The sequence below is a fragment of the Rhodococcus sp. PSBB066 genome (assembly GCF_017068255.1).
GTDB classification, from domain to species: Bacteria; Actinomycetota; Actinomycetes; order Mycobacteriales; family Mycobacteriaceae; genus Rhodococcus; species Rhodococcus aetherivorans.
Genome location: NZ_CP070859.1, coordinates 689,300 through 716,043, shown reverse-complemented (window position 1 = coordinate 716,043; position 26,744 = coordinate 689,300). Strand labels below are relative to the sequence as shown.

25 protein-coding genes and 1 pseudogene are annotated in these 26,744 nt (G+C 72.0%); 19 read left to right on the top strand and 7 right to left on the bottom strand.

Translation table 11 applies throughout. The features are described 5' to 3' along the window. Positions 1–15: 15 nt before the first annotated feature. Positions 16–2,604 (bottom strand): LuxR C-terminal-related transcriptional regulator, encoded by a 2,589-nt coding sequence (locus JYA75_RS03345; protein WP_241009816.1) that lies wholly within the window; start codon positions 2,602–2,604, stop codon positions 16–18. 148 nt (positions 2,605–2,752) lie between these two features. On the opposite strand from JYA75_RS03345, the gene JYA75_RS03340 reads away from it, so the two are divergent. Beyond that, positions 2,753–3,913, top strand: a complete 1,161-nt coding sequence (locus JYA75_RS03340; protein ID WP_050034338.1) for an AI-2E family transporter — start codon at positions 2,753–2,755, stop codon at positions 3,911–3,913. A gap of 12 nt (positions 3,914–3,925) precedes the next feature. Here the strand turns inward: JYA75_RS03340 and JYA75_RS03335 are convergent, their stop codons facing one another. After that, positions 3,926–4,735, bottom strand: a complete 810-nt coding sequence (locus tag JYA75_RS03335; protein ID WP_050034339.1) for a hypothetical protein — start codon at positions 4,733–4,735, stop codon at positions 3,926–3,928. A 38-nt stretch (positions 4,736–4,773) separates the two neighbouring features. Next, positions 4,774–5,208, bottom strand: coding sequence for a hypothetical protein (locus JYA75_RS03330; protein ID WP_050034340.1), 435 nt, complete (start codon positions 5,206–5,208; stop codon positions 4,774–4,776). 386 nt (positions 5,209–5,594) lie between these two features. On the opposite strand from JYA75_RS03330, the gene JYA75_RS03325 reads away from it, so the two are divergent. From JYA75_RS03325 to JYA75_RS03315, 3 genes are all read left to right on the top strand, one after another. Further along, a complete protein-coding gene (locus JYA75_RS03325) occupies positions 5,595–5,993 on the top strand; it encodes an SHOCT domain-containing protein (protein WP_050034341.1) in 399 nt (132 codons plus the stop codon). Between the two features lie 197 nt (positions 5,994–6,190). Continuing rightward, positions 6,191–6,460 carry a hypothetical protein gene (locus JYA75_RS03320; protein WP_006944638.1) on the top strand — a complete coding sequence of 90 codons (270 nt, stop codon included), beginning with the start codon at positions 6,191–6,193 and terminating at the stop codon, positions 6,458–6,460. A gap of 183 nt (positions 6,461–6,643) precedes the next feature. Then, on the top strand, positions 6,644–7,975 hold the full coding sequence (locus tag JYA75_RS03315; protein WP_185713424.1) for a DUF1254 domain-containing protein: 1,332 nt from the start codon (positions 6,644–6,646) through the stop codon (positions 7,973–7,975). Positions 7,976–8,042: 67 nt separating this feature from the next. Here the strand turns inward: JYA75_RS03315 and JYA75_RS03310 are convergent, their stop codons facing one another. Continuing rightward, positions 8,043–11,012 (bottom strand): serine/threonine-protein kinase, encoded by a 2,970-nt coding sequence (locus JYA75_RS03310; RefSeq protein WP_206003456.1) that lies wholly within the window; start codon positions 11,010–11,012, stop codon positions 8,043–8,045. 74 nt (positions 11,013–11,086) lie between these two features. After that, positions 11,087–11,872, bottom strand: a complete 786-nt coding sequence (locus tag JYA75_RS03305; protein ID WP_203329685.1) for a DUF2470 domain-containing protein — start codon at positions 11,870–11,872, stop codon at positions 11,087–11,089. An 82-nt stretch (positions 11,873–11,954) separates the two neighbouring features. Between JYA75_RS03305 and JYA75_RS03300 the strand changes: the two genes are divergently transcribed. The 4 genes from JYA75_RS03300 (at position 11,955) to JYA75_RS03285 (ending at position 15,102) form a co-directional block, all read left to right on the top strand. Then, positions 11,955–12,659, top strand: a complete 705-nt coding sequence (locus tag JYA75_RS03300) for a hypothetical protein (protein WP_203329684.1) — start codon at positions 11,955–11,957, stop codon at positions 12,657–12,659. Between the two features lie 71 nt (positions 12,660–12,730). Beyond that, on the top strand, positions 12,731–13,645 hold the full coding sequence (pheA, locus tag JYA75_RS03295; protein WP_065923216.1) for a prephenate dehydratase: 915 nt from the start codon (positions 12,731–12,733) through the stop codon (positions 13,643–13,645). After that, positions 13,642–14,304: a histidine phosphatase family protein gene (locus JYA75_RS03290; RefSeq protein WP_006944632.1), complete on the top strand. Its 663-nt coding sequence runs from the start codon at positions 13,642–13,644 to the stop codon at positions 14,302–14,304. The genes pheA and JYA75_RS03290 overlap by 4 nt, the downstream gene beginning before the upstream one ends. A gap of 150 nt (positions 14,305–14,454) precedes the next feature. Then, positions 14,455–15,102, top strand: coding sequence for a TetR/AcrR family transcriptional regulator (locus JYA75_RS03285; RefSeq protein ID WP_006944631.1), 648 nt, complete (start codon positions 14,455–14,457; stop codon positions 15,100–15,102). 9 nt (positions 15,103–15,111) lie between these two features. Here the strand turns inward: JYA75_RS03285 and JYA75_RS03280 are convergent, their stop codons facing one another. Beyond that, the gene (locus tag JYA75_RS03280; RefSeq protein ID WP_065923214.1) at positions 15,112–15,894 is read right to left on the bottom strand and encodes an enoyl-CoA hydratase; all 783 of its coding nucleotides are present in this window, start codon (positions 15,892–15,894) and stop codon (positions 15,112–15,114) included. Between the two features lie 50 nt (positions 15,895–15,944). After that, positions 15,945–16,913: an NADPH:quinone oxidoreductase family protein gene (locus tag JYA75_RS03275; RefSeq protein ID WP_006944629.1), complete on the bottom strand. Its 969-nt coding sequence runs from the start codon at positions 16,911–16,913 to the stop codon at positions 15,945–15,947. Positions 16,914–17,136: 223 nt separating this feature from the next. Between JYA75_RS03275 and JYA75_RS03270 the strand changes: the two genes are divergently transcribed. The 11 genes and pseudogenes from JYA75_RS03270 to JYA75_RS03220 all read left to right on the top strand — a co-directional run. Then, on the top strand, positions 17,137–17,937 hold the full coding sequence (locus JYA75_RS03270; RefSeq protein WP_006944628.1) for a crotonase/enoyl-CoA hydratase family protein: 801 nt from the start codon (positions 17,137–17,139) through the stop codon (positions 17,935–17,937). A gap of 78 nt (positions 17,938–18,015) precedes the next feature. Continuing rightward, complete coding sequence (locus tag JYA75_RS03265; protein ID WP_029546945.1) at positions 18,016–19,209, top strand: thiolase family protein; 1,194 nt, start codon at positions 18,016–18,018, stop codon at positions 19,207–19,209. A 27-nt stretch (positions 19,210–19,236) separates the two neighbouring features. Then, positions 19,237–19,998, top strand: coding sequence for a 3-hydroxyacyl-CoA dehydrogenase (locus JYA75_RS03260; RefSeq protein ID WP_006944612.1), 762 nt, complete (start codon positions 19,237–19,239; stop codon positions 19,996–19,998). Positions 19,999–20,038: 40 nt separating this feature from the next. Beyond that, positions 20,039–20,701, top strand: a complete 663-nt coding sequence (locus JYA75_RS03255) for a TetR/AcrR family transcriptional regulator (RefSeq protein WP_043798285.1) — start codon at positions 20,039–20,041, stop codon at positions 20,699–20,701. A gap of 52 nt (positions 20,702–20,753) precedes the next feature. Next, the gene (locus JYA75_RS03250; RefSeq protein ID WP_006944601.1) at positions 20,754–21,911 is read left to right on the top strand and encodes an acyl-CoA dehydrogenase family protein; all 1,158 of its coding nucleotides are present in this window, start codon (positions 20,754–20,756) and stop codon (positions 21,909–21,911) included. Between the two features lie 28 nt (positions 21,912–21,939). Then, positions 21,940–22,698: an SDR family oxidoreductase gene (locus JYA75_RS03245; protein WP_043798289.1), complete on the top strand. Its 759-nt coding sequence runs from the start codon at positions 21,940–21,942 to the stop codon at positions 22,696–22,698. 46 nt (positions 22,699–22,744) lie between these two features. Further along, complete coding sequence (locus JYA75_RS03240; protein ID WP_029546949.1) at positions 22,745–23,032, top strand: antibiotic biosynthesis monooxygenase; 288 nt, start codon at positions 22,745–22,747, stop codon at positions 23,030–23,032. Positions 23,033–23,166: 134 nt separating this feature from the next. Beyond that, on the top strand, positions 23,167–23,331 hold the full coding sequence (locus tag JYA75_RS03235; protein WP_006944596.1) for a hypothetical protein: 165 nt from the start codon (positions 23,167–23,169) through the stop codon (positions 23,329–23,331). Between the two features lie 78 nt (positions 23,332–23,409). Beyond that, positions 23,410–24,477, top strand: a complete 1,068-nt coding sequence (locus tag JYA75_RS03230; RefSeq protein WP_185713428.1) for a hypothetical protein — start codon at positions 23,410–23,412, stop codon at positions 24,475–24,477. Further along, positions 24,474–25,547: a SagB/ThcOx family dehydrogenase gene (locus JYA75_RS03225; protein ID WP_006944594.1), complete on the top strand. Its 1,074-nt coding sequence runs from the start codon at positions 24,474–24,476 to the stop codon at positions 25,545–25,547. The genes JYA75_RS03230 and JYA75_RS03225 overlap by 4 nt, the downstream gene beginning before the upstream one ends. Positions 25,548–25,553: 6 nt before the next feature. Continuing rightward, positions 25,554–26,699, top strand: a pseudogene (locus JYA75_RS03220) (MFS transporter); the annotation flags it as partial. Between the last annotated feature and the right edge of the window lie 45 nt (positions 26,700–26,744).

Here is a 26,744-nt window from a genome sequence, read left to right as displayed (position 1 = left end):
GTCGCGGCGGGCCTCTCACATCCTGATCTTGATCGCGTCCCGACGGGAGTTGACGCCCAGCTTGCGGTAGATCGAGCGCTGGTGGGTTCGCACGGTGTTCACGGACACGAACAGCGCGGCGGCGATCTCCTCCGCTGTCATCGGGGTGCGGAGGTAGGCGAGTATCTCCCGCTCCCGGGCGGACAGCCGAGCGGCGGGGACCCCAGCAGCCGCGAGCGTCTCGTCGGCCCGGACGAGGCGTGCGGTGACGAAGTCGCCGTGGGCGGTTCCCCAGGTCGCATGTTCGGTGAGGAGCCGGTGCAGTGTCGGATCCCGGCCGTCGAACGGTCGCCGGATGTTCTCGGGTGCCGCCACGTCCAGGCTCTTCTCGAGGAGGCGATGGGCTCCGGCGAAGTCGCCCCGTTCCCGCTGCACGAGTGCCGCGGTGACGAGGCGGCTCGCCTCGACGAATGCGCGCGGCTGCACGCCGGGGAGGTTGCGCAACACCTCTACAGCGCGGTTCGGTTGGCGGCCCCGGCGGTACAGCTCCGCCGTCAATGCCGTGACGATGGGAACGTTCGTGGTGTGCCGCAGCGGATCGGCCAGATCGAGCGCACGGGCCGACCCGACCGACCTCTCCGCGAGCAGGGCGTGCGCCAGGCGCGTGTAGATCGGCCAGGGGACCCCGTGCTCCTCGCTCGCGGGTACACCGTCGAGAAGTTCTCGCGCACGGGCGATCTCACGGATGTCTCCGAGTGCGGCGGTCGTCAGCGCGAAGAACACGCGGGCCAGCGACGAATAGGACGTGTCCCCACCGCCGCTCTCGGCCGCGTCGGCGAAGTACTTCAGCGCGTCGGGCAGGGCGTCCCGCCAGTAGGCGATGAAGCCGCGTCCGACGAGGTCGATACCCCCGTCGTAGGTGCGCCATTCGTCGTCCTGTTCGTTCGCCTCGCACTGGGCCGTTGCGACGGCCTCAGTGAAGTGCCCGCCGTACGCGAGGGCGAATTCGAGGTTCGCGGCGGCGCGTCCGGCGAGTACCGTACGCCCGGCCGCGCGGGCCTCCCGGTGCGCGGACCGCAGCAACTGTACGGCTCGCACCGGACGGCGACGGAGCCGCAGTTCCGTCCACCCCAGCAGGAACAACTCGTACGCGTGCGAGCCGCTCGTGTCCGCTTCGGCGACGGACGCGGCGACCCGGTCCACGGCGTTGCCCAGGTCCGTCTGGTCGTGGGCGAGAAACAGTTCCGCAAGTGCGCGCAGGCGGGCGTGTTCGTCGGACCCGTCCGTCCCGGTGCGCGCCGCCGTGGCTCGCTCGTACAACAGGGCGGCACCGGCTCGGTCGCCGACGACGTCGAGGCAGCACGCCCGGATGAGCAGGATGTCCGGGGATTCGCTCCACCGGGGTGGTAGCTCGAGGCACAGCCGTTCGAGGGTCCGCGCGTTCGAGTCGACAACGAGCCGGACCCAGTGTTGCCGGATCGTGCGCACGGCGAGTTCCGGATCGTGCCCGCGCAGTGCGTGGGTGACGGATTCGGCGGGGGAGAGGTCGGCGAGATGGCGTGCCGCAACGCGATGCAGATGATCTGCTCGGCGAGAGTCGCGTCGCCGCAGGATGATCCGACACTGCCGGGCGAACAGCGAGTGCCATCGGTAGACGGTGGCGTTGTCCGCCTCGACGTACCTGTCGAGGAACAGCCCGAGCCCGTAACACTCCTCGAGCAGACTCCCGCTGTCGGTGTGCCCGGCGAGCGCTTCCGCCAGTTCCTGGTCGAGTTGGGTGCACGTCGTGGCGTCCAGCACGAACTCGCGCAGCTGGGGCCGCAGCCGGCCGAGGACCGACTCCGCGACGTAGTCGGTCAGCAAGGGGTCGGTGTCGATCGAATCGTCGGGCACGTCGCCGCGGGCGGCGAGCAGCAGCGCCGAACGCACCGCGACGGGCCAGCCGGAGGTCCGTTCGTGCATCGTCGCGGCGATCCCGGCCGGACAGGATCCCCCGAGCGCTGCTGCAGCCTGCTCGATATCACCGACGGTGAACGCCAGATCGTCGCGAGACAGGACCGTCGCCCGGCCTGCCACCAGATCGCGGTTGAACCATGTGGTCAGGTCGTGGGTTCCGGCCAGGACGAGCCGTAGGTTGCCCGCGGCGCGTTCGGCGAGGGAGGACAGCACCCCGCGGGCCACGTGCGGACCCGCGAGGTGGGCGTCGTCGACGACGAGGACGACCGGTTCGGAGAGGTCCTCGAGCGTCCGGACCAGCCGGTCCGCGCAGGTGACCGGATCCGTCGAATCGCCCACGAACCCGAGAAAGGGCCGCAGCGCGGCCGCATCACCGATCCGAGCGGCTCGTCGCAGGGCCGTGATCATGCCGGCGAGTATCTCGGTGTCGACGTCGTGATACGAGGTGAGGGTCAGCCAGGCCCGGGGACCGCCGCGGTGGCGGAACCACTGCGTCAGTGCCTTCGTCTTGCCGTATCCCGACGGGGCCGTCAGGAGGGTGACACGATGGCGGTCGACCGCGTCGTCGATGCGGGCGTCGAGTCGCGGGCGCGGGACGATTCCGTACGAGGGCTGCGGGGGCGTGACGAGGAACCATGGCGACCGGTTCGACGGCGTCGATACCCCCATCTTCACGCGGCGATCATAGCCGTCACCGGTCGGATCATCCGTCCAGGATGAATCTGCGGCCTCGGAGAAGGGGACGCGGCCGCCGCCGTGTCACTGTCGGCAGCGCTCTGCCTGCCCCTGTCCGAATCGACGAGCCGAAAGGCCAGCGATGCGCTCTCCCGCCACCCGGCGTGATGTCCTTGATCGTCCCGCAACCCCCGACCGACCCGCCTGGGCGATTCCCCGTGGGCTGATCGTGTTGCTCGCCGCGGCGGCCGCCGTCGTCACCGTCGCGGGGGTGTCGGCGTTCTCCGGCGTGGTGGGTCCGGTGTTCCTGGCCCTCATACTCAGCGTCGCCGTGCAGCCGGTCCAGAGCTGGGCGGGGCGGCGCGGCCTGCCCGCATGGGTCGGTCTCCTCGCCTCCCTGGCGGCGGTCTACTCGATCCTCGTCGGCCTCGTCCTCGCCCTCGTGGTGTCCACGGCCCAGCTCGCCTCCCTGCTGCCCGAGTACGACGCCGAGCTCGACGCGCTGCTCGACGGGGTGCGCGATGCGCTGGCCTCTGTCGGCATCGGTGACGAGCAGATCCGGAGCACCCTGGGCAGTGTCGACCTCGGCAGGGTCGTCTCGGCCGTGGAGGCGGCGTTGCAGGGTGCGGTCGGGGTCTTCTCGAACCTGCTGTTCGTCCTGGCCCTGCTGCTGTTCATGGCCGTGGACGGGACGACCATCGGGGCCCGGATGCAGCTCGTGGCCCGGACCAAACCCGAGATCGCCTACGCCCTCGGATCGTTCGCCCACGGAACCCGCAAGTACCTCGTGGTCTCCACCGTCTTCGGTCTCGTCGTCGCCGTGCTGGACGGTGCCGCGCTGTGGCTCCTCGGGATCCCCCTGCCGGTGCTGTGGGCCCTGCTGTCGTTCATCACCAACTACATTCCCAACGTCGGCTTCGTTCTCGGTCTCGTTCCGCCGGCCCTGCTCGGCCTGCTGCAGGGCGGGGTGGGACTGATGGTGTGGGTGGTCGTCGTCTACTCGGTCCTCAACGTCGTCATCCAGTCGGTGATCCAACCGAAGTTCGTCGGCGACGCGGTCGGGCTGAGCGCCACCACGACGTTCCTGTCGCTGATCTTCTGGGCCTGGGTACTCGGCCCGCTCGGGGCCGTCCTGGCGGTGCCGCTGTCGCTGCTGGTGAAGGCGCTGCTGCTGGACGTCGACCCTGCGACCCGATGGGTCGATGCGTTGATCGGCGGAGGACCGACGCCGTCGCCGGGCCCCCACGGGAAGATCGACGGGAGCGGGGCGGTGCCGGGCCGATCGGACGTCTGCGCCTCGTGAGCCCGGCTCCGCTCACCCGCCGAGGAACCGCCCGATCCGGCCCTCACCGGTCCGGAGCGTCTGGACGAGGACCGGCGCTGCCACGACGACCACCGATACGACGAACAACCAGCCGATGGTGGTGAAGACAAGTCCCAGCGCTCCGAACTGGGCCTCGGCGGTCGCGGTGGCGCGCGGCAGGACGACGTATCCGCCCAGTCGGACCGCGGTCAGCCCGACTGCGGTGCACGCCCCGCTCGCCCACAGGACGCGACTCGGCACCGCCCCGACTGTGAGCAGAGCGGGGCACGCCGTCCACACGAACAACCACACGACGGACTCGGTGAAGAGCGCGACGGCCACCCCTGCCGGCGCTCCTGCGGACGCGGCGTGGAGCGCGGCGGTCGACACCGCCGACAGGGCGACGAGGAACAGAACGGCGAACCATCGCCAGGACCGGCGCAGGCCGATGGCGGGCACGGCCCAGATCCTGCCGTAGATCCGGGCCAGGGCCCGCGCGAAGGAGGTTCCGCTGATCGCGAGCATCAGCAGCCCCGCGACCCCGAACGCCGCGAACGACGGATCGACCGGGGGGTGTCCGCCGTATCGGACGAGGGCCGCCGGCGCGTAACCGAACTGGGTTTCGAGCGTGCGGGTGACGATGTCCCGGTCGGTGAGGACCGCGCTCGCGATGATCACCGGGAGCACCGAGGTGAACAGCTGCGCCGCCAACGTCATCGACCGATCGACCATCTCGATCTCCACCAGTCCGGTGAACGCCCGCACGAGCGCGCGACCGGACGCGAGGGTCTCCAGCCGGTCGCGCACCGAGCCGGCGCGCATCGTCGACGCCGTTCGGGCCGGCGACTCGCCGGCACCGGTCAGGCGCAGGTCAGCCCCCGGCCCGCGTCGTCCCGGGCCTTGTCGATCGCGACGATCTCCTCCTGCAGGGAGGCCGCGGCGTCCGGCACCGCGAGGTTCTCGTCGAGGTCCGCCACCGCGTCGTCGAACGACTTCCAGGCCTGGTCGATCGCGTCCACCCGGTCCTGGCCCACGGCGGACAGCGAGTCGGTGACGTCTTCGTAGCCGGCCGCCAACCGTTCCCGCACCTCCCGGATCTCGCCCACCGTGGCCGTCGACGACAGCGAGGTACGGGCCTCGTCCACCGCCGACCGGAAGTCGGCGACGGCGTCGCATGCGGCGGCCTTGTTCTCCTCCGCGGTCGGCGACGACGAGCACGCCGTGCCGAGAACGCCTGTGACACCGATGGCGACGACGGCGGTGGAGATCCTGAGGAAACTGCGGGTCCGGTGCATGCGGTGATACTCCTCGTCGGTTCGTGTCCTGGGGGACGCCCGGGCTGGCGGGCCGATGCAGTCAAGCAGGACGCACGCGGCGGCGCACCGATCGTGGTCCGGAATCGTCCACGGCTGATGAGGGCCCGGTTGCCGGCGGTCCTCCCCGTCGCCGCCGTGCCGACGACCGGGTACGGGACGGTCCGCCGGCCGGGGAGGCGGCCGGTGCTGCACGCCTCGTCCGGCCACCCGTCCGGCCACTCGTCCGCCGAGGAGTAGATCCGTGGCGGGAGGGGCCGAGCCGGCACCGTCGGTGCGACGATCGTCGTCGGCGGACCTGTGCGTACCGCCGCATTCCGGCGCGGGCTGCCGCCCGCGCGAATCCGTCACCTTCGGGAGCTGTCACCGTGGACTTCTGGGACTCGCTGTGGAACATCGTGCTGGTGTTCTTCTGGGCGTTCGTGTTCGTCGCCTCGCTCGTCGCGATGTTTTCCGTCGCGATGGATCTGTTCCGTGACAAAGAACTCAGCGGGTGGTGGAAGGCGTTGTGGCTCGTGTTCCTCGTGTTCCTGCCGCTGCTCACGGCGCTCGTCTATCTCGTCGCCCGGGGCAAGGGGATGTCCGAGCGGTCGGCGCGCGAGTACTCGGAAACCCGTCGCGCGACCGAGGAGTACATCCGGTCCGTCGCGTCCAGCGGCCCGGCCGAGGAGATCGGGCGGGCGAAGGCGCTGCTCGATGCGGGGACGATTTCCCGGGCCGAGTTCGAGTCTCTCAAGGAGCGCGCCCTGGCGGGTCGAGCGGCCTGAGTCGGCCGTCCTCCCGGTCGGGGCGTGAAGCGGTCCGGCGTCGCGTGCGGCCCACTCGTCCGGGTGGGCCGCACGCGACGTGCCTGTCCGGGGTTCCTCCGGTCGGCCGCGGCCGGACACCCCGCAGCCGCATGAGTGCCGAAAGACGTTCGCCCCGATAATCATTCGAATTCGGACTCAGCGTCTATGCTGTCGCCATGTTGCTCATCGGAATCCTCGTGTTCGGGATGGTCGTCGGCGCCGCGGCCCAGTTGCTGCTCGGCAGGTCGGCGGGACGGATCGATTGGACCCTCGCCTTCGCTGCGGGGCTCGCCGGGTCGTTCGTAGGCGGGCTGCTCGTCAGCCTTCTGGCCGGCGACGGACTGTCGCTGCGGCCGAGCGGGATCATCGGCTCGCTCGTGGGGGCGCTGCTCGTCACCGGTGCGGTGGGCTGGTGGCGGGCGCGTTCCGCCACGCCGAAGCCCTGACCCCCGGAGGGCGGGCGCGGAGCGGTGTGCCGGCGTCGAACGGGTCCTCGTCGGTCGTTCGCCGGGGATGACATTTCCGTCCCTGCCTGGCGGGTCGTCGGTGGGCGGATCACGATGACCTCCGGTCGGCCGCGTCACGATGCGCGGCCGGACCGCCGCGACGACCTACCGAAAGGACCGCCCATGCGGTTGGACGATATGGAGGAACTGGCCCGGGACGCGTACCTGTACGCGTATCCGCTGGTGCTCATGGACATCACCATGCGACAGGCCGTCAACGTGCCGGACGAGGTCACCGAGCCCATGCGGGCGCCGGTCAACCGGTTCGCCCACGTGCGGACGTATCCGGGGGCGGAGGACCGTGACGTGGTCCGCTTCAACTTCGACACCCTGTACTCGTTCGCCTGGGTCGATCTGACTGCGGAGCCGGTCGTCTTCGAAACCCCGGCTACCGGCGGTCGCTACTTCCTCACGCCGATCTACGACATGTGGACCGATGTGTTCGCGGTCCCGGGGTCGCGCACGACGGGGAACGAGGCGGCAGCATTCCTGCTCACCGCGCCCGGATGGGACGGGGAGATTCCCGAGGGACTGCGCCGGCTCGCGGCCCCCACCCCCACGGTGTGGATCATCGCCCGCGTCCAGACCGATGGTCCGGGCGACTTCGCCGCCGTGCATGCAGTTCAGGACGGGTTCGCGTTGACACCGCTCGGCCGCTGGAACTCCGGGTCGTCGTCCGCCCCCGCCCCCGCCCCGGTCGATCCGTCGGTCGACGGCCGGACACCGCCCTTCTTCCAGGCCGACGCGTTGAGCGGCGAAGAGATGCTGGTCCGGCTGAGCCGACTGCTGGCCGTCGTCCCGCCGCATCCGAACGATTATCCGATCCTCCACCGGTTGGAGCGCTTCGGAATCGGAGCGGGGAAGGTCTTCGATCCAGCCGTGCTGGACCGGCCGACGAGAGAGGCGATCGACCGGGGCGCCGCCGCGGCCAAGGCGGCCGTTCTGCGCGGGGTGTCACATTTCGCACCCGAGGTGAACGGCTGGATGAGCCAGCTGGAGAACATCGGGACGTACGGAACGTCGTATCTGAAGCGAGCGGTCGTGGCCGCCGCGGGACTCGGTGCGAACCTGCCCGAGGATGCCGTCTACCCCGGGACCGAGAAGGACTCGGACGGTGAGCTGCTGACCGGCGATCGGCGCTACGTCCTTCGTTTCGACGCCGACTCGCTGCCGCCGGCCCGGGCCTTCTGGTCCCTCACGCTGTACGACCTGGACGGGTTCCAGGTGCCGAATGCTCTCGATCGATTCGCGATCGGTGATCGCGACGAGCTCGTGTACGGCGAGGACGGGTCACTGGAGCTGTACATCCAGGCGGACGACCCGGGCGGCGAAGCGACGAGGAACTGGCTTCCGGCCCCGCGCGGTGAGCGCTTCAGGTTGATGTTGCGGGTGTATTCGCCGGCACCCGCCGTGACGAGCGGCGGGTGGGCGGCTCCGCCGGTGCGGCGAAGATAGGGCCGGTGCGTCGTTCGTGCCGTCAGGCATGTCCCGAGGGACGCAGCGGCGCCGCAGGTACCAGGCCTCACCAGAAGTCCAGTGCCTCCGCCAACGCGGTGGACTGCGCGTGGGTGGGCCGCTGCGCGCCGTCGACGGCGTAGACGGTGGTGCCCACGGTCGCGACGACGAGACCGTGCCGGGCGACGCCCATCGGTGGCAGCTCGGACCAGGTGCCGGTGGTCAGGTCGAACGCCTCGACGTCGGCGAGGACGCGGGTGGGTTCCTCGCCGCCGACGGCGACGATGCGGCCGTCGAGGTGGGTGACACCGAGCCCGCCGCGGGGGGTGGGCATGTCGGGAAGCTGCGTCCAGGTGTCGGTGGCGGGGTCGTAGCGCTCGACGGTGGCGACGTTCTTGTCGGCGGCCAGGTCCCGGCCACCGACGGCGTAGGCGTAGGTGCCGTCGGTGGTGGCGGCGAGGTGCTCGCGCGGGGTCGGCAGGTCGGCGACCGTGCTCCAGCCGCTGCCGTCGAAGACGTCGGTCGCGGCGAGGAGGGTGTCGTCGGCCTGACCGCCGAACACGTAGATCTTGTCCCCGATGGTGACGGCGGCCGCGGCGGCACGCGCCTGCGGCATGGCCGGTAGTTCGGTCCACTGCCCGTCGCGCAGCGCGAACACCCGATCCGACGGTCGGGCGGTGAGGTCGGCGCCCTCGGGCACCCAGCCGCCGAGCACCACCAGCTCGTCCGCGTACTCGACGGCCATCGCGTGGTTGAGCGGGAGGGGGAGATCGGGTCCGACCTTCCAGGTGTCGATGGCCGGGTCGTAGCCCTCCACCCGGGCGGTGGACCCGTTGTTGTCGAGTCCGCCGAACACCCACACGGTGCCGTCGGCGACGGTGGCGGCGGTCTGCTGGCGGGCGGTGGGGGCGTCGCGCAGCTGCCGCCACGCCGGCCCGGGCTGGACGCGGCGCGGCGGGATCTGCAGCGCCTCGGTGACGGAGGTCGACTCGGCGTGGGTGGGTCCGGTGGCGCCGTCGATGGCGTAGACGGTGTCGCCGACCGCGCCGAGGGCCAGCCCGTGCCGCGGGGTCCGCAGGTCCGGCAGCTCGGACCACGTGCCGGTGGTCAGGTCGAACGCCTCGACATCGGCGAGGACGCGGGTGGGTTCCTCGCCGCCGGCGGCGACGATGCGGCCGTCGATGTAGGTGGCGCCGAGCCCGCCGCGCGGGGTGGGCATGTCGGGCAGGGCGGTCCACGCGCCGGTGGTGGGGTCGAAGCGCTCGAGGGTGGCGACGTTCTTGTCGGCGGACAGGTCCCGGCCGCCGATGGCGTAGGCGTAGGTGCCGTCGGTCGCGGCCGCGAGGTGCTCGCGCGGGGTCGGCAGGTCGGCGACCGTGGTCCAGGCGGTGCCGTCGAACACGTCGGTGGGGCGGATCAGGGTGTCGTCGGCCTGGCCGCCGAACACGTAGATCTTGTTTCCGATGGTGACGGCGGCGCCGGCGGCACGGGCCCGGGGCATCGGTGGCATCTCCACCCATTCACCGTTGCGGACGGCGAAGACCCGGTTCGATGCGGTGGCGGTGAGGTCGGGGCCGTCCGGGATCCAGCCGCCGAGGACGACGGGCACGCCGTCCCACGTGACGGCCGTCGCGTGGTTGAGCGGGATCGGCAGGTCGGGTCCGGCCTTCCAGGTGTCGATGGCCGGGTCGTAGCCCTCGTGGGCGGGGGAGGAGCCGGAGTCGTCCAGGCCGCCGAACACCCACACGGTGCCGTCGGCGACGGTGGCGGCGGTCTGCTGGCGGGCGGTGGGCGCGTCCCGCAGCGGTCGCCACGCGGCGGTCGGGGCGACCTCGGTGGTCTCGCCGGCCGCGGCGGTCCCGGCGTCGCCGGGCTGCCGTGTCGCCACGTAGACCGCCGTGGCCGCGACGGCGAGCAGCGCGACGGCGAGCACGGCGAGCAGCACCGGCAGCCGCACGGTTCGTCGCGCTGGGGGTTCGCTCGGGCGGGGTGGGCCGGGCGGCGGTGGCGGTGGCGGTGGGGGACCGTTCGGTCGCGGCGGTGCGGGTTTGACGGGTGCCGCGGTGGCCGTGACGGGTGTGGCCGTGACGGGTTTCGCGAGGGGGTGCCGGCCCGTCGGCTGGTCGTGGAACCGCAGCTCGCCGGGCAGGGCCATGTCGTCGACGTGGCGGCCGTGCCGGGCCTGGGTCTGCTGCAGCTCGCGGCCGAAGTCGGCCGCGGTCGCGGGCCGGCGGGCCGGGTCGACGGACATGGCGTGCTCGATGGCGGCGCACACGTCGTCGGGGATGCCGTGGGGGCGCAGGTCCGGGATGGGCTGGCTGGTGATGCGCAGGAACTGCGCGATGATCTCCTCGCCCGTGCGTCGCTCGAACGCGGCGCGGCCGGTGATGAGGGCGAACATGGCCGCGCCGAGGCCGTAGATGTCCGAGGCCGGGGTGGGCGGCTTGCCCTCGAGCACCTCGGGTGCGGTGAAGGCGAGGGATCCGGTGAAGGCGCCGGTGGCGGTTTCGAAGCCGCCGGCGATGCGGGCGATGCCGAAGTCGGTGAGCTGCGGCTCGCCGTACTCGGTGACGAGGATGTTGGCGGGCTTGACGTCGCGGTGCAGGGTGCCGGCGCGGTGGGCGGTCTCGAGGGCGCCGGCGAGCTTGACCCCGACGCGGACGACGTCCCACCACGGCATCGGCCCGTCCCGGCGTACCCGCACCGCCAGCGAGTCGTTGGGGTGGTAGGGCATCACGATGTACGGCCGGCCGGTGGAGGTGACGCCCACCTGGAGGATGTTGACGATGTTCGGGTGGCCGGACAGCCCGCCCATCGCGAACCCCTCGCGCAGGAACCGTTCGCGGTTCTCGGCGTCGAGGTCGGAGGAGAGCACCTTGATCGCGACGGTGCGCCCGAGGGAGCGTTGCCGGCACCGATAGACGACGCCGAAGCCGCCCCGGCCGACGACGAGGGCGTCGTCGAACCCCGCCGCGGCGAGTTCCGCCGCGATCCCCTGCCCCGCGGGGCGGGTGGCTTCCGGATCGAAATCGGCCATGGTTCCCGGCTTTCGGCGTGCGACGCGCTCGGGGGAGTGCTGACTCGAGGATACCGCCGAAGCGCGGGGCCCGATCAGTGCCTCGCGCGCAGCCCGTTGGCGAACGGGCAGCCCACGAGGCGGCGCAGGGCGCGGCTCAGGGACTCGACGTCGTCGGCGGGTTCGGGGAACGGAATCCGGACGTCGTGGTCGCCGCGGCCGGACTCGAGTCGCAGGCGCAGGCCGTAACGGTCCAGGCCGAGAGGCCGGATGCGGCCGCGCCGGTCGTTGACGGGGATGTGCCGGGCGATGCGGTGGACGAGGTCGCCGTGGTCCTGCTCGAGGTGCTGCAACCATGCGGACTCGACGGCCGCGAACGGGTCCGGCGCGGCCGCGAGGACGTCGGCGACCTCCACGGACTCGGCGCCGGTGGTGTCGGCGGCGACGACGGACGTGAGCCGTAGGCGCAGCAGTTCGGCGCGGTGCCCGACGTCGAGCAGCGCGGGGTGGGGCAGGGTCGCGGCGATGTCGGCGGCGAGCTGGCGGGGTTCGGCGACGGCGTGGGCGGTGCCGCTGAGCCAGATGAGCGAGCGGACGGGGTTGCGCAGCCGCAGCGGCGAGTGGTCGGTCAGTTCCAGCACGGCGTGCAGGCCCGCGGCGCCGCGCTGCCAGGTCAGCGCGACGGCGGCACAGTCGTCGGGGACGACGACGAGCAGGTCGCCGTCGCTGTGCAGGTGGTGCAGCACCGCGGTGACGGGCGCGGCCCCGTCGGTGGCGAGTACGGCGGAGCCGGTGACAACTGCGGCGGAGCCGGTGCGGGCGACGGCGGTGCGGACCGCTTCGGCGGTCGTGGGCGCGGAACGGGCGGTGGTGGCCGGCATCGAATCCTCCTCGGATGGTAGGTGAGGCAAACCTAAGTCATGGTGAGTAGGGTCGCAACACCCCGGCGACTAGCCTGGAGACGTGCCGATCCCGCTCACCCTCGGAATGCCGCCGTCCCGCGAGGAGCCCCGCGGCCTGCTCACCGCCCTGCTCACCCGCCAGCATCCGACCCTCGCCGACGCGCTCGCCGCCCCCGCGCTCGACGCGATCGGCGACCTCGTGGTGCCGGTGTCCACGCTGACCGAGGCCCTCGGGGAGACCACCGGGGCGGTGCGGATCGTCGGTGAACTCGACGTCGCCCCCGACGCGGAGCGCCTGGCCGGCCTGCGCCCGGTCCCGGTCCGCTACCAGCTCGACTGCACCGCGGCGGACCTCGACGACGCGCTCGCCGTCGCGGTACCCGCCCCTCTGACCGTCTACGTCGACGCCGGTGACCTGCCCGTGACGGCCCGCGCACTCGTCGGCGCCGGACACAGCCCCGGCCTGCCCACCGGACGCGACGTGGGGGAGATCGCCGACTTCCTGTCCGTCCTCGCCCACGCCGGCACCGGTTACGTCGCCCGAGCCCGCGACGCCGACGAGGTGCTCGCCCTGCTCGCCGCCACCGTCGCGGCCCTGCGCGGCGACGACGTGCGCGCCGCCCTCGCCGCGCCCGACCCCGGCCGGCTGACCGCCCTGATCCCCGAGGCGGCCGCGGCCGTGCGCGAGATCCTGCTCGCCGTCGAGGTCGACGACCCGGCCGGCGTCGCGCGCGACCTCGCAGCCCTCGGCCTGGTGGCGCGATGACCCCGTTGCCGCGATGACCCCGTTGCCGCGATGACAGGGCCCGGACACGTTCGATGCGTACCCTTCTAGGCGTGCCCCGCATCGCCTACTTCGGCCCCACCGGAACCTTCACGGAGATGGCCCTCGCCCGGTTCGAGGACGCCGGCACCTTCGACGGCCCGGTCGAGCGGGTGTCGGCCGCCAGCCCGCCCGCGGCGCTGCAACTCGTGCGCGACGGCGCGGTCGACGGCGCAGTGGTGCCCATCGAGAGCTCGGTGGAGGGCTCGGTGCCCCCCACGATGGACGCCCTCGCGGTCGGCCCGCGCCTGCAGATCGTGGCCGAAACCGAGCTGGACGTCGCCTTCACCGTCGTGGCCCGGCCGGGCATCACGCTCGACGAGGTCCGCACCGTGCACGCCTATCCGGTGGCCGCCGCGCAGGTGCGCCAGTGGATCGTCGACCACATGCCGAAGGCCGACGTGGTGGCCGCCTCGTCCAATGCCGGCGCCGCCGAGGACGTCGCCGCCGGCAAGGCCGACGCCGGCGTGTCCACCGCCCTGGCCGGGCAGCGGCTCGGCCTGCCGGTCCTCGCCGACGGCGTCGCCGACCACGCCGGCGCCCGCACCCGGTTCGTGCTCGCCACCCGGCCCGCCCCCACGCCGGCGCGCACCGGCATCGACCGCACCTCCGTGATCCTGCAGCTGCCGAACGAACCGGGCTCCCTCGTGCGGGCCATGACCGAGTTCGCCACCCGCGGCATCGACCTCACCCGCATCGAGTCCCGCCCTACCCGCCAGGAATACGGGACCTACTTTTTCCACTTGGACTGTGTCGGCCACATCGACGACGCGCTCGTCGCCGAGGCGCTCAAGGCGCTGCACCGCTTCGCGCAGGTGCGGTTCCTCGGCTCCTGGGCGGCGGTGTCCCAGCACGGTGTGGCCCCGGTATCGGACGAAGAGGATGCGCAGTGGCTGCAACGGCTGCGGCGCGGGGAGGAAGAGCGTTGAGCGGCCGATTGATCCTGGTCCGGCACGGGCAGACGGTGGCGAATGTCGCACGTCGCCTGGACACCAAGCTGCCGGGCGCCGAACTGACCGACCTCGGCGTCGCGCAGGCCCGCACCCTCGGACAGGGCTTCGCGCAGCAGCCGCCGACAGCCCTGTTCGCCTCGCAGGCCCTGCGCGCCCGGCAGACCGCCGAGCACGTCGAGCTCGCCGCCCGTGTGACCACCGTCGTCCGCGAAGGCCTGCACGAGGTGCAGGTCGGTGAGCTCGAGGACCGCAGCGACGAGGAATCCCACGCGCTGTTCATGAAGGTGTACGAGTCCTGGCACACCGGCGACCTGCGCGACCGGGTGCCCGGCGGCGAATCCGGCCTCGACGTCCTGGACCGGTACCTGCCGGTGGTCGAGTCGCTGCGCACCGACTACCTCGACGACGGCTCGGGGGACGTCGTGGTGGTCAGCCACGGCGCCGCCATCCGCCTCGTCGCCGCGCACCTCGGCCGGGTGCCGGGCAGCTTCGCGACCAGCAACCACCTCGCCAACACCCAGAGCGTCGAACTGGTCCCGCTGCCCGGCGGCGGCTGGGAGTGCGTGCGCTGGGGCACCTTCCAGGCGCCGTTCCACGACACCGGACGCGCCGGCGCCGACGATCCGATGGGTTAGCCCCCACCTCGTCGTCCGCGCGCCGTGGTGCTTCCTGCGCGCGTCCATCGCTCGCGGGGAGCCCCCGAGTGCGCAGGCGTCCCGGCCGGGGCCGACGCACAGGTATCCTCGAGCCGTCCGAATGTAGCGATCGATAGGTTGGGTACGGCAATGGGAACTTCCACCGACGACACCGTCGCGGACGGTGTCGCTGCGCCGGACTGGCGTCGCCTCGAGCCGATGGAGCTGACTCCCATTCTCTCCGCGGCGCTCGACGCCTTCTACGAGACCGGGTTCCACGGCACCTCGGTACGGGAGATCGCCCGCCGGGTCGGCGTCACCGTTCCCGCGCTGTACTACCACCACGAGAACAAGGAAGGCCTGCTCATCGCGCTGCTCGAGCTCTCGACCAGCGACGTGATGACCCGGGCCTACGCCGCCGACGCCGACGGCGGCGACGATCCGGTGCAGCGGCTCTCCAACGCCATCGAGGCGATCGTGCTGCGCATGACGAACCGTCCCCGCCTCGCCGCCCTCGAGGGCGAGGTGCGCTACCTCAGCCCCGAGAACCGGCAGCGCTACCGCGCGGTGCGCAAGGAGATCGAGAAGCTCGTCTTCGAGATCGTCGAGGACGGGACCCGGCGCGGGGCGTTCGACGTCGAGGATCCGGCCGAGACGACCCGTGCGCTGCTCGGCATGTGCCAGTCCATCCCGCGGTGGTACCACCGCGAGGGCTCCCTGAGCCCGGAGGAGGTGGCGCGCAAGTACGTCGCGATCGCCCTCAAGACGGTCGGCGCCACCCCTCCCCCGAAGCCCTGACGGGCGGACTCAGCCCCGGCCGAACACCGCCGTCCGCTTCTCCTGGAAGGCGCTCACGCCCTCGTGGAAGTCCGCGGACGCCAGCAGCTCGAGCTGCCCGGCGCGCTCGCGGGTGAACGCGCTGTCGAGCTCGCCGAGGGTCGCGTCGTTGATCGCGTCCTTGGTGGCGTGGAAGGCCTCGACCGGTCCGGCGGCGAGCCGGATGGCGAGCGCGTCGACGGCGGCGGCGAAGTCGTCGTCGGGGTGCACCTCGGCGATCAGCCCGGCCGCGAGTGCCTCGGTGACGGGCAGCCGTTCGGCGAGCAGCGCCATCTTCAGGGCACGGGCACGGCCGATCGACGCGGCGACGAGTGCGGTCGCGCCGCCGTCGGGCATGAGGCCGATGCGGGTGAAGGCGAGCAGCAGGTAGGCGGACTCGGCCGCGACGGTGAGGTCGCAGCCCAGGGCGAGGGACACGCCGACGCCGGCGGCGGGGCCGTTGACGGCGCCGATGACCGGGCGCGGGAAGGCGCGGATCGCGGCGACGGTGCGGTTGGCGGCGTCGATGGTCCCGGCCGACGGCGGAGCGGACAGGTCCTTGCCGGCGAGGTCGGCGCCGGTGCAGAAGGCGCGACCGGTGCCGGTGAGGACCGCGACGCGCACGGCGTCGTCGCCGGCGTGCTTCTCGAAGGCGTCGGCGACGGCCTCGAGGGTGGCGGTGGTGACGGCGTTCATCCGTGCGGGCCGGTTGAGGGTGACGCGCAGGATGCCGTCGTCGACGGTGACGTCGACGCCGACGGGATCGATGGTCATGGGTCCTCCGGGGGGTGGGGTTCTCGGGACGGTCAGGGTCTCTCTGGACGTCAGGGGCGCAGCGCCAGGGCGACCTTGCCGGTGGCGGAGCGATGTGCGAGCGACCGCAGCGCCTCGGCGGCGTGCGTCATCGGGTGGACGGTGGGTTCGGGGATCTGCAGTGCCCCGGAGCGCAGCAGCGGCTCGAGCTGCGCCCATTGCTGGGCGGTGTAGCCGGGGAAGGTACGCACGTATTCGCCCCATCCGGCGCCGAGGACCGAGATGTTCTTGAGCAGAAGACGATTCACTTTGACGGTGGGAATCTCGCCGCCGGTGAAGCCGAGGACCACGACCCGTCCGTTCGGTGCCAGGCTGCGCAGGCTGTCGGTGAACCGGTCGCCGCCGACGGGATCGAGAACGATGTCGACGCCGCGTCCGCCGGTGAGCTCGAGGACCCGGTCCTTGAAGCCCTCCACGGCGACGGTGTGGGTGGCGCGGTTGGCTTTCGCGACCGCGGCCTTCTCCTCGGTGCTCACCACCGCGATGGTCTCGAGTCCGAGCGCGGCCGCGACCTGCAGGGCGGCGACGCCGACCCCGCCTGCGGCGCCGTGCACGAGCACCGTCTCGCCGGCGCGGTAGCGGGCGCGTTCGTCGAGGGCGAAGTGGACGGTCAGGTAGTTCATGAGGAATCCGGCTCCGGCCGTCAGGGACACCGAATCGGGAAGCGGAAAGACGGATTTCGGATCCACCGCGACGGTCTGCTGCCAGGCGCCGCCGGTGGCGAGGACGGCGACGCGCTGCCCCGGGCTCAGGCCGCTGCCGGCCGGGGCGGTGCGCACGGTGCCGGCGCCTTCGACGCCGAGCACGGACGGCAGGGGGCGCACGACCTGGTAGCTCGCTGTGGTCTGCAGCAGGTCTGGGAACGAGACTCCGGCCGCGTGCAGATCGACGACGACGAGGCCGTCCGCGTCGGGCTCGGGAAGGTCCACGAGTCGTACGCCGTCGGGCCCGGTTGCTTCGGTCAGTTGTACCGCCTGCATGAGTTCTCCTGCCGTCCTGGTGGCCGAGCCTGTCTCGGGGTCTTCCGTGTCTCGGGGGTCCGTGTCTTCGGGAATCCGTGTCGCGGCTCACGCGTACGGCCTCATCCATACCAGAACCGTCTGATCGGACGCTAGTTAGATCAGACCATTGACCGATCGATCGATCCGTGGTAGTCCTTTAGCGATCGATAAGTAACGCCGACTGTATCCGATAGGGGCGCACATGGCCGACGAGTCCACCGTTACCGAACCTGCCGCACAGTACGAGCGGCGTGGCGGCATCGCCGTCATCACGCTCAACCGCCCCCGGGCGCTCAACGCCGTGAACGCAGCGCTGGCGACGGCGGTCGGCACGCTGCTCGAGCAGGCGGAGGCGGACGACGACGTGCGCGTCGTGGTGCTCACCGGTGCGGGCCGCGCGTTCTGCGCGGGCGCCGACCTCAAGGCCCTGGCCACGGGCGAGAGCATCGCCGCCGACGGGCACCCTGAATGGGGTTTCGCCGGCTATGCCCAGCACTGGATCAGCAAGCCGACCATCGCCGCGGTCAACGGGTTCGCCCTCGGCGGCGGCACCGAGCTGGTGCTCGCGTCCGACCTCGCCGTCGTCGACGAGGAGGCCCAGCTGGGCCTGCCCGAGGTCAAGCGAGGTCTCTTCGCCGCCGCGGGCGGGGTGATCCGGCTCCAACAGCAGATCCCCCGCAAGGTCGCGCTGGAACTGGCGCTGACCGGTGAGCCGATCTCCGCTGCGCAGGGCAAGGAACTGGGCCTGGTCAACCGGGTCGCACCGCACGGCACGGCGCTCGAGATGGCGCTCGGGCTGGCCGAGACCATCGCCGCGAACGCTCCGCTCTCGGTACGCGAATCGAAGTCGATGATCCACCGGACCGCGCACGGCGCCGACTGGGAGCCGGGTGTGTGGGAGGCCAACGCCGCCGCGGTGAAGGTGGTGTTCACCAGCGACGACGCCAAGGAAGGCCCGACCGCGTTCGCACAGAAGCGGCAGCCGGTCTGGAAGGGTCGCTGACCCCCTGATCTCGGCCCGGGGTCTCGTCGATCCCCTCCGGGGCACCCGGGCCGCTCCAACCCTCGAAAGGAACTCCTCATGACCAACGCTGTCATCGTCGACGTGGTCCGCACCGCGGTCGGCAAGGGCAAGCCCGGCGGCGCCCTGTCCGGCACCCATCCCGTCGAGCTGCTCGCCCACGTGCTGCGTGAGATCACCTCGCGCAACGACCTCGACCCCGCCCTCGTCGACGACGTCATCGGCGGCTGCGTCAACCAGGCGGGCGAGCAGGCCCTGAACATCTCCCGCACCGCCCTGCTGTCGGCCGGCTTCCCCGAGTCGGTGCCGGCCACCACCATCGACCGGCAGTGCGGCTCGAGCCAGCAGGCCGCCCACTTCGCCGCCCAGGGCATCATCGCCGGCGCCTACGACATCGTCATCGCGTGCGGTGTGGAGTCGATGAGCCGGGTGCCGATGGGTACCTCGTCGATGGGACAGGACGCCTCCGGCCCGGGCATCGCCGCCCGCTACCCCGAGGGCCTGGTCAACCAGGGCATCTCCGCCGAGCTGATCGCCGCGAAGTGGAAGTTCGACCGCGAGGCCCTCGACGCGTTCTCGGCGCAGTCGCACCAGCGGGCCGCCGAGGCGATCGCCGCCGGTTTCTTCGACAAGGAGATCGTCCCGATCACGGTCACCAATGCCGCCGGTGAGCAGGTCCGGCACACCGTCGACGAGACGGTGCGCGCCGCCACCACCGCCGAGGCCCTGGCCGGGCTGAAGCCGTCGTTCTACACCGAGGCGTACGCCGCGCGCTTCCCGGAGGCCGGCTGGCACATCACCCCGGGCAACTCGTCGCCGCTGACCGACGGGGCGTCGGCGGTGCTGATCATGAGCGAGGAGGCCGCGGCCAAGCTGGGCCTGACCCCGCGGGCGCGGTTCCATTCCTTCGCCGTCGCCGGCGACGATCCGATGTTCATGCTCACCGCCCCCATCCCCGCGACGAAGAAGATCCTGGCCCGCTCGGGTCTGGGCATCGACGACATCGACGCCTACGAGGTCAACGAGGCGTTCGCCCCGGTGCCGCTGATGTGGGCGCACGAGTTCGGGGCGGATCCGGCCCGGCTCAACCCGCGCGGCGGCGCGATCGCCCTCGGACACGCCCTCGGCTCGTCGGGCACCCGGCTGCTGACCACGCTGGTCAACCACCTCGAGGCCACCGGCGGCCGGTACGGCCTGCAGACCATGTGCGAGGGCGCCGGCATGGCCAATGCCACCATCATCGAACGTCTCTGACCCGCAACCACATCCGAAAGGAATCTCATGATCGTCAACGACAGCGTTGCCGTCGTCACCGGCGGTGCCTCCGGCCTCGGCCTGGCCACCGTCAAGGCCCTGCTCGCCGACGGCGCGCAGGTCGTCATCATCGACCTGCCCTCCTCCAACGGTGAGACCGTCGCCAAGGAGCTCGGCGACCGCGTCCGCTTCGCCGCCGCCGATGTCACCGACGAGGCCGCCGTCGTCGAGGCCCTCGACCTCGCCGAATCGCTCGGCCCGCTGCGCGTCGCGGTCAACTGCGCCGGCATCGGCAACGCCATCAAGACCGTGAGCAAGAAGGGCGCGTTCCCGCTCGCCGACTTCACCAAGATCATCAACGTGAATCTCGTCGGCACGTTCAACGTGATCCGCCTGGCCGCCGAGCGCATCGCCAAGACCGAGCCGATCGACGGCGAGCGCGGCGTCATCATCAACACCGCCTCCGTCGCCGCGTTCGACGGCCAGATCGGCCAGGCCGCCTACTCCGCGTCCAAGGGCGGCGTCGTCGGCATGACCCTGCCGATCGCCCGCGATCTCGCGTCGCTGCTGATCCGCGTCGTCACCATCGCCCCCGGCCTGTTCAAGACCCCGCTCCTCGGCTCCCTGCCGGAGGAGGCGCAGGCCTCGCTCGGCCAGCAGGTGCCCCACCCGGCCCGCCTCGGCGACCCGTCCGAGTACGGCGCCCTGGCCGCGCACATCGTCTCCAACCCGATGCTCAACGGCGAGGTCATCCGCCTCGACGGCGCCATCCGCATGGCCCCGCGCTGAGCGCCGCCTGAGCTGATCGACGCGTGAGAGGACGGGGCCGATGACTGTGGAGCCCGCACCCCCCAGGTTCGCGAACTGGCGGGAGTTCGAGCCCCTACAGCTCGGCCCCATCCTCGATCACGCGCTGGAAGCCTTCGGAGAGAACGGTTTCCACGGAACCACCGTCCGCGACCTGGCCCGCCGGGTCGGGGTGACGGTGCCCGCGCTGTACTACCACCACGAGAACAAGGAAGCCGTTCTCGTCACCCTGCTCGACACCGCCGTCCGGGACCTGATCGAACGCGCCCTCGCCGCCGTCGGTGAGGGTGGTGACGACCCCGTCCGGCGCTTCACCAACTTCGTCGAGGCGATCGTGCTGAACTCGACGCACCGCGCCCCGCAGTCCGCACTCGACTCCGAACTGCGGCACGTGTCCCCGCAGAACCGCCGCAACTACGCCGCGACCCGGAAGCGCCTCGAGCTCATGGCCCTCGACCTCGTCGACGACGGGGTCGAGCGCGGCGTCTTCGCCGTCGACGACATCGCCGAATCCGTGCGTGCCCTGCTCGGCATGTGCCAGTCCATCGCCCGCTGGTTCCGGCTCGGCGGCCCGCTCACTCCCGACCAGGTCACCGCCCGCTACACCGTCATCGCCCTGCGCATCGTGGGATACCGGGCCGCGCCGGACCCGCCCAGCGGCTCGTCGCCGGTGCGGAGGAACTGAGCGCCGATCGCCCGCCGACCCGACCGTCCTTCGCCCTCCTGGGAGAGAACCGATGCACCGCAACCTTTTCGAAGCCGACCACGAGGCGTACCGGGACACCGTGCGCGAATTCCTCGCCCGCGAGGTCGAACCGCACTACGAACGGTGGGAGACCGAGCGGCTCATCGACCGCTCCGCCTGGCTCGCCGCCGGCAAGTCCGGCATCGTCGGCCTCGGCGTCCCCGAAGAATACGGCGGCTCCGGGGTGACCGACTACCGGTTCCGCTGCGTCGTCGCCGAGGAGATCGCCCGCACCGGCACCACCTCCTTCGGCTCCGGCATGAGCCTGCAGGATGACATCGCCATCCCCTATGTCGCCGACCTCGGCACCGAGGACCAGAAGCGGCGCTGGCTGCCCGGCATGGCCGCCGGGGAGCTGATCGGCGCGATCGCCATGACCGAACCCGGCACCGGCTCGGACCTGCAGGCCGTCAAGACCACCGCCGTGCGCGACGGCGACGACTGGATCCTGACCGGGCAGAAGACGTTCATCACCAACGGTATCCACTCCGATCTGGTCATCGTCGTCGCCCGCACCGACCCGCACGCCGGTGCCCGCGGATTCTCCCTGCTCGTCGTCGAACGCGACATGCCGGGCTTTTCCCGCGGCCGCAAGCTGCACAAGGTGGGCCTGGCCGGGCAGGACACCGCCGAGCTGTCCTTCGAGGGCGTGCGGGTGCCGGCCGCGAACCTGCTCGGCACCGAAGGGCAGGGATTCTTCCACCTGATGGAGCACCTGCCCCTCGAGCGCCTCTCCATCGCCGTCGCCGCGATCGCGGCCGCGCGGGCGGCGTACGAGTGGACCAAGGACTACGTGTTCGAACGCAGGGCGTTCGGCAAGCCGATCGGCGACCTGCAGAACACCCGCTTCGCCCTCGCCGAGATGCTCACCGAGATCGAGGTCACCGGCTCGCACATCGACCGGTGCGTCCTGGCGCTCAACGCGGGCGAGCTGACCGCGGTCGACGCCGCCAAGGCCAAATGGTGGGCCAGCGAGCTGCAGAAGCGCGTCGTCGACCGGTGCGTGCAGTTGCACGGCGGCTACGGCTACATGATGGAGTACCCCATCGGCCGCGCCTACGTCGACACCCGCATCCAGACCATCTACGGTGGCACCACCGAGATCATGAAGGAGATCATCGGACGCGACATCGCCGCCGAATACGCCTGATCCACCCCGTATCCGAAGGAGAGACACCATGTTCGATCTGTCCGGCAAGCGGGCACTGGTCACCGGCGGCTCGGCCGGAATCGGGCTGGGCATGGCGCGCGGGCTCGCCTCCGCAGGTGCCGACGTGGCGCTGTGGGGCCGCGGCGCCGAACGCCTCGAGAAGGCGGCGGCCGATCTCGCGACGACCGGGGCGCGCGTGGTGACCCGATCGGTGGACGTGTCCGACGAGGAGGCCGTGCGCGACGGTGTCGCCGCGACGGTCGCGGAGCTCGGCGGCCTCGACATCGTCGTGGTCAACGCCGGAATCGGTGTGCCCCTCGTCAAGTTCGTCGAGTCGAGTACCGAGGACTACCGGAAGGTGACGGCCGCCAACCTCGACGGGGCGTACTTCACCCTGCGCGAGACGGCCAGGGTGCTCGTCGACCAGGGCACCGGCGGATCGGTGATCGTCACCTCCAGCCTGGGTGCGATCCAGGGCGCCGGGCGCAATCAGGCCTACGCCGCCACCAAGGCAGGGGTCCTGGCCCTGGCCAACGGGTGCGCGGTGGAACTCGCCCGGCACCGCATCCGCGTCAACAGCGTGCTGCCCGGCTGGATCGCCACCGACATGACCGGACCGCTCCAGGGCTCCGAATCGTTCACCACGCACGTTATTTCCCGGGTACCGTTGGGCCGGTGGGGAACTCCCGAGGACTTCGCCGGCATCGCCGTGTACCTCGCGAGCGACGCGTCCGCGTTCCAGACCGGATCGTCCACCCTGATCGACGGCGGCTACTCGATCTTCTGACGTCGCCGGAAGTGTTGTCCAGCAAGTTCGTCCACGAGGAGAAGCTATGGCACTGACCGCATTCCTGGAGCTCGAGTTCAAGCCCGACGTGCTCGGGGAGGCCCGCGCGCTGATGGATCGTGTGCTGAAGGAAACCCGCGCGTTCGACGGCTGCCTGGGCCTCGAGGTGCTCGCCGACCGTTCGAACGAGGCCCGCTGGGTGGTCGTGGAGAAGTGGGAGTCGGAGCAGCACGACGCCGCGTACCGCGAGTTCCGGGCCGGGCCCGGTGCGATCACCGATCTCGGTCCGCTGCTCGCGGGTGCGCCGAAGCTGACCTACTACAACGAGGTCTGACCGGCAGGGGTGGGCAGATCCCGCCCTGGGGTGCCTGGCCGGGGGCGGCGCCGTCGCCGACGATCGATACGTCGGATCGACGCCCGCCTACCCGGTCCCGGGAACGGCGGAACCTCCCAGAAAAGGCGGACGCCATGAACATCGAAGAGATGGCCCGGACCCTGCTCACCCTCGACGCCGGTGACGAAGCCGCGCTGCGCAGCGTCGCGGCGATCGAGGACGCCACCTTCGCGGCCTACGCGAGCGACTACGTCGAGGCCATGACGCGGCCCGGCTGCAAGGGCTGCCACGGCGGCTGATCGGCGGGCGTGCAACGGCCGGGGCACCACGGTGCCCCGGCCGTACCGTCCCGACGACCGCCACCGAAGGAACCCCTCATGACCGCTGCGCTGCCGCTGCTGCTGCGCTCGCACCCCCACCTCACCACCGCCTCCGCCGAATCCCGGGACTTCCAGGCCCGCGTCGGGCATCCCGCGGCGACGGATCCGGCGCCGTGTGTCCTCGTCCTCACCCGGGCCGCCGACCGCGAGATCGACGAGCTGTCGCTGTGGCTCGCCGCCCGCGGCATCGCGCTGGTGCGTCTCGACAGCGACCGGTGTGCCGACACGGACGTGCAGTGGGATCCGTTCGCCGGCCTGCTCACCCGCGACGGCCGGACGTTCCGGCCCCGGGCGTGCTGGCTGCGCTACTTCGACGTCGACGCACTGCGCACCGCGCAGACCACCCCCGACGCAGTGCAGCACGTGCGCGACCAGTGGCAGGCCCTCGTCGCCGCCCTTGCCGCCCACCCCGGCCTGCACACGCTCAACTCCGGGGCCCGGCCCGGAACCCCCGACCGCCTGACCCAGCTCGCCGCCGCCCGCGCGGCCGGGCTGCGTGTGCCCGCCACCCTCGTGACCACGCGGCTCGACGTCGCGGCCCGGGCCCTGCCGGGGCCCGGCGACCTGCTGGTCAAGAGCCTCGGCCGGCACTGCGTCGAACCGCAACCCGGCCGCCTGCGGGGCGTCTACCCGCAGCGCGTCAGCCGCGCGTCACTCGACGGCGAACACCGCACGGGCGCACCGGTGCTCGTGCAGGAGTATGTGGCCGCCGACCGGGAGCTGCGGATCCACGCCGTGGGCGGAACGCTGATCGGCTACGCGGTCACCCGGCCCACCCCCGAGTCGCTGTGGACCCGGCCGGAGTCGATCACCGTGCGGCGCTGCGACATTCCCGCCGACGTGGCCGCATCGCTGCGGACGCTCCTCGACCGGTTCCGGCTCGACCTCGCCGCCTTCGACCTGCTCGACACGCCCGGCGGCCCGGTGTTTCTCGAGGTCAACCCCGAATTCGACTGGCGCTGGACCGAACACGGCGCCGGTGACACCGACACCACGAACGCGGTGCGCGCCCTGATCGCCGCCGCGACCGCCCCCGCCCCCGCCCCCCGAGGAGAGAACCGATGACCCGCGTCGCCGTTGCCGAGTATGCGGTGCTGTTCTGGCGTGACGGCACGCTGGTGTGGGACGACTACCTGCACCACCGGCAGTTCGCGCTCACCCCCGACAGCGAGCGGGTGCTGCGCTGGTTCGCGTCGTGGCGCGAACTCGACAGCATCGCCGAACTGGGGGAGCTGCCGCTCGGAATCGCTCGCCGGCTGCTCGAGGCGCAGGTCCTCGTCGCCGAGGGATCGGCCGAGCACGTCGAACAACAGCAGATGCTCGCCGAGTGGGGCACGTGGGGCCCCTCGGCCCGCTACCTGCACTTCGCGGCCCGCACCGGCTCCGACGTCCGGTTCGCCGACGTGCTCGACGACGAGCTGCGGTCGGCGGCCAAGGCGAGCGAGCAGCCCGCCCCTGCGCCGGCCAAGTCCTACCCGCAGCATCCGATGATTCCCGTGCCCGGCGACCGGCCGGACTCGTCCGCGTGGCGGCGCCCGGGACTCGTCGACGCCCTGTTCGAGCGCCGCTCGGTCCGGCAGTTCACCGCCGACCCCGTGTCCCTGGACGCGGTGGGCACCGTCGCCCGCGTCGCGACGGGACCCGTCGAAGTGATCGACCATCCGCAGGTGGGGCAGGTGCTGTTGAAGACCAGCCCGTCCGCCGGCGCCCGCACCCCCATCGAGCTGTACCTCTACGCGAACCGCGTCGACGGGCTCGCGCCGGGGTTCTTCCACTACGCGCCGCTGCGCGGCGGGCTGGAACGGATCGGCGACAGCGTGCCCGGCTCCGTGCTGGGCGCGGCGCTCGGCGAGCAGCCGTGGCTGTCGGACTGCGCGGCGTTGCTGATCTACACGGCGGTACCGGCCCGGACCCGGTGGCGGTACGAACGTTCCCGCGCCTACCGCGACATCCTCATCGAACTCGGCCACGTCAGTCAGACCGTCCTGCTCACCGCCACCGCGCTGGGCCTGGGCGCGGTGACGGCGACGGCGATGCGCGACCGCGAGCTCGAGGACCTGCTCGGCTGCGATCCCACCGCCGAGCCGGCCCTGGCGGTCACCGCGCTGGGCCGCCCCGCCGCCGGACTCGGGTGACGCCCGTTGTCCGCCGGCGGTGGTGCGCTCCGCAACCCCGACTTCGCGCGGCTGTGCGCCGGTCAGGCGGTCGCGCAGCTCGGCAGCCGCGGCTACGGCGTCGCGATCATGTTGTGGGTGCTCGCGGTCAGCGGTTCGGCCGCGACGGTCGGGCTGGTCTCGACCGTGACGATGGGTGCCTTCACGGCCGCGACGGTCCCGGCCGGCTGGATCGTCGACCGCTTCGATCGCCGTCGCGTCATGATCACCGTCGACGCCTGCTCGGCGGCCGCCGCCGCGGTGCTCGCGGGCTGCGCGTGGCGCGGTCTGTTCCATCCGGTGCCCGTCCTCGTCGCGGTGTCGGTGCTCGGGGCGGGGTGGGCGGTGCGCGGACTCGCCGAGGACGCGGCTGTGCCGCAGGTGGTCGAGCGCGAGCAGATCGGCACGGCGTACGGGCTTTTCGAGGCGCGGGGGTACGCGACCGGGGTGGCCGGCCCGCCGCTCGCTGCGACCCTCTACGGTCTCGGCGCCGCGCTGCCCTTCGCGGGCCATGCCGTGTCGTTCGTGGTGGCGGGAGCGGCCGCGGCCCGGGTGCGCACCCCGCTGCAGGCGCCGCGCGTCCCCGGTTCCGCCGCGGAACGGCCGTGGGCCGCCATCCGGGACGGGTTGCGGTGGTTCGCATCCCACCCGTTCGTTCGCACCACCGCGGCGCTGACGGCCGTCGCCGAGTTCGTGGTCAACGGCTGTGGTCTGGTGGTGGTCGTGCTCCTGGCCGGCAGCGGCGCGCCGTCCTCGACGGTCGGGATCGCGCTCGCCGTCGCGTACGGCGGGGGCATGCTCGGGGCGCTGGCGGTGCCGCGGCTCCGCCGCCGGATCCCGGCGCACCGTCTGCTCGTGCTCTCGGCGGGCCTCGGTGTCCTGGCGGTCCTCGCGGCGGCCACGGGGTCGCCGGTCGTCGCCGCCGCCGGTTATGCCGCCCTGCTGGCGGTGACCCCGTCGTGGTCGGTGGTGGTGACCGCACGCTGTGCCGAACTGGTGCCCGACGAGGTGCGGGGCCGGGTCGGCGCGGCGACCGGGCTGGTCACCTCGTTGCCGGCGATGTTCGCCCCGCTGACGGTGGGCGTGCTGACGACGGCCGTCGGCGCGGCGAGCACCGCGTGGATGCTCGCCGCGCTCCTCGGCGGGGTGGTCGTGGCGACCGCGGTCAGCCGGACGGTG

Coding starts and splice junctions, on each gene's coding strand:
- JYA75_RS03345 (WP_241009816.1), bottom strand. CDS start 2,604: ATGGGGGTATCGACGCCGTCGAACCGGTCGCCATGGTTCCTCGTCACG.
- JYA75_RS03340 (WP_050034338.1), top strand. CDS start 2,753: ATGCGCTCTCCCGCCACCCGGCGTGATGTCCTTGATCGTCCCGCAACC.
- JYA75_RS03335 (WP_050034339.1), bottom strand. CDS start 4,735: ATGCGCGCCGGCTCGGTGCGCGACCGGCTGGAGACCCTCGCGTCCGGT.
- JYA75_RS03330 (WP_050034340.1), bottom strand. CDS start 5,208: ATGCACCGGACCCGCAGTTTCCTCAGGATCTCCACCGCCGTCGTCGCC.
- JYA75_RS03320 (WP_006944638.1), top strand. CDS start 6,191: ATGTTGCTCATCGGAATCCTCGTGTTCGGGATGGTCGTCGGCGCCGCG.
- JYA75_RS03315 (WP_185713424.1), top strand. CDS start 6,644: ATGCGGTTGGACGATATGGAGGAACTGGCCCGGGACGCGTACCTGTAC.
- JYA75_RS03310 (WP_206003456.1), bottom strand. CDS start 11,012: ATGGCCGATTTCGATCCGGAAGCCACCCGCCCCGCGGGGCAGGGGATC.
- JYA75_RS03305 (WP_203329685.1), bottom strand. CDS start 11,872: ATGCCGGCCACCACCGCCCGTTCCGCGCCCACGACCGCCGAAGCGGTC.
- JYA75_RS03285 (WP_006944631.1), top strand. CDS start 14,455: ATGGGAACTTCCACCGACGACACCGTCGCGGACGGTGTCGCTGCGCCG.
- JYA75_RS03280 (WP_065923214.1), bottom strand. CDS start 15,894: ATGACCATCGATCCCGTCGGCGTCGACGTCACCGTCGACGACGGCATC.
- JYA75_RS03275 (WP_006944629.1), bottom strand. CDS start 16,913: ATGCAGGCGGTACAACTGACCGAAGCAACCGGGCCCGACGGCGTACGA.
- JYA75_RS03270 (WP_006944628.1), top strand. CDS start 17,137: ATGGCCGACGAGTCCACCGTTACCGAACCTGCCGCACAGTACGAGCGG.
- JYA75_RS03265 (WP_029546945.1), top strand. CDS start 18,016: ATGACCAACGCTGTCATCGTCGACGTGGTCCGCACCGCGGTCGGCAAG.
- JYA75_RS03260 (WP_006944612.1), top strand. CDS start 19,237: ATGATCGTCAACGACAGCGTTGCCGTCGTCACCGGCGGTGCCTCCGGC.
- JYA75_RS03255 (WP_043798285.1), top strand. CDS start 20,039: ATGACTGTGGAGCCCGCACCCCCCAGGTTCGCGAACTGGCGGGAGTTC.
- JYA75_RS03250 (WP_006944601.1), top strand. CDS start 20,754: ATGCACCGCAACCTTTTCGAAGCCGACCACGAGGCGTACCGGGACACC.
- JYA75_RS03245 (WP_043798289.1), top strand. CDS start 21,940: ATGTTCGATCTGTCCGGCAAGCGGGCACTGGTCACCGGCGGCTCGGCC.
- JYA75_RS03240 (WP_029546949.1), top strand. CDS start 22,745: ATGGCACTGACCGCATTCCTGGAGCTCGAGTTCAAGCCCGACGTGCTC.
- JYA75_RS03235 (WP_006944596.1), top strand. CDS start 23,167: ATGAACATCGAAGAGATGGCCCGGACCCTGCTCACCCTCGACGCCGGT.
- JYA75_RS03230 (WP_185713428.1), top strand. CDS start 23,410: ATGACCGCTGCGCTGCCGCTGCTGCTGCGCTCGCACCCCCACCTCACC.
- JYA75_RS03225 (WP_006944594.1), top strand. CDS start 24,474: ATGACCCGCGTCGCCGTTGCCGAGTATGCGGTGCTGTTCTGGCGTGAC.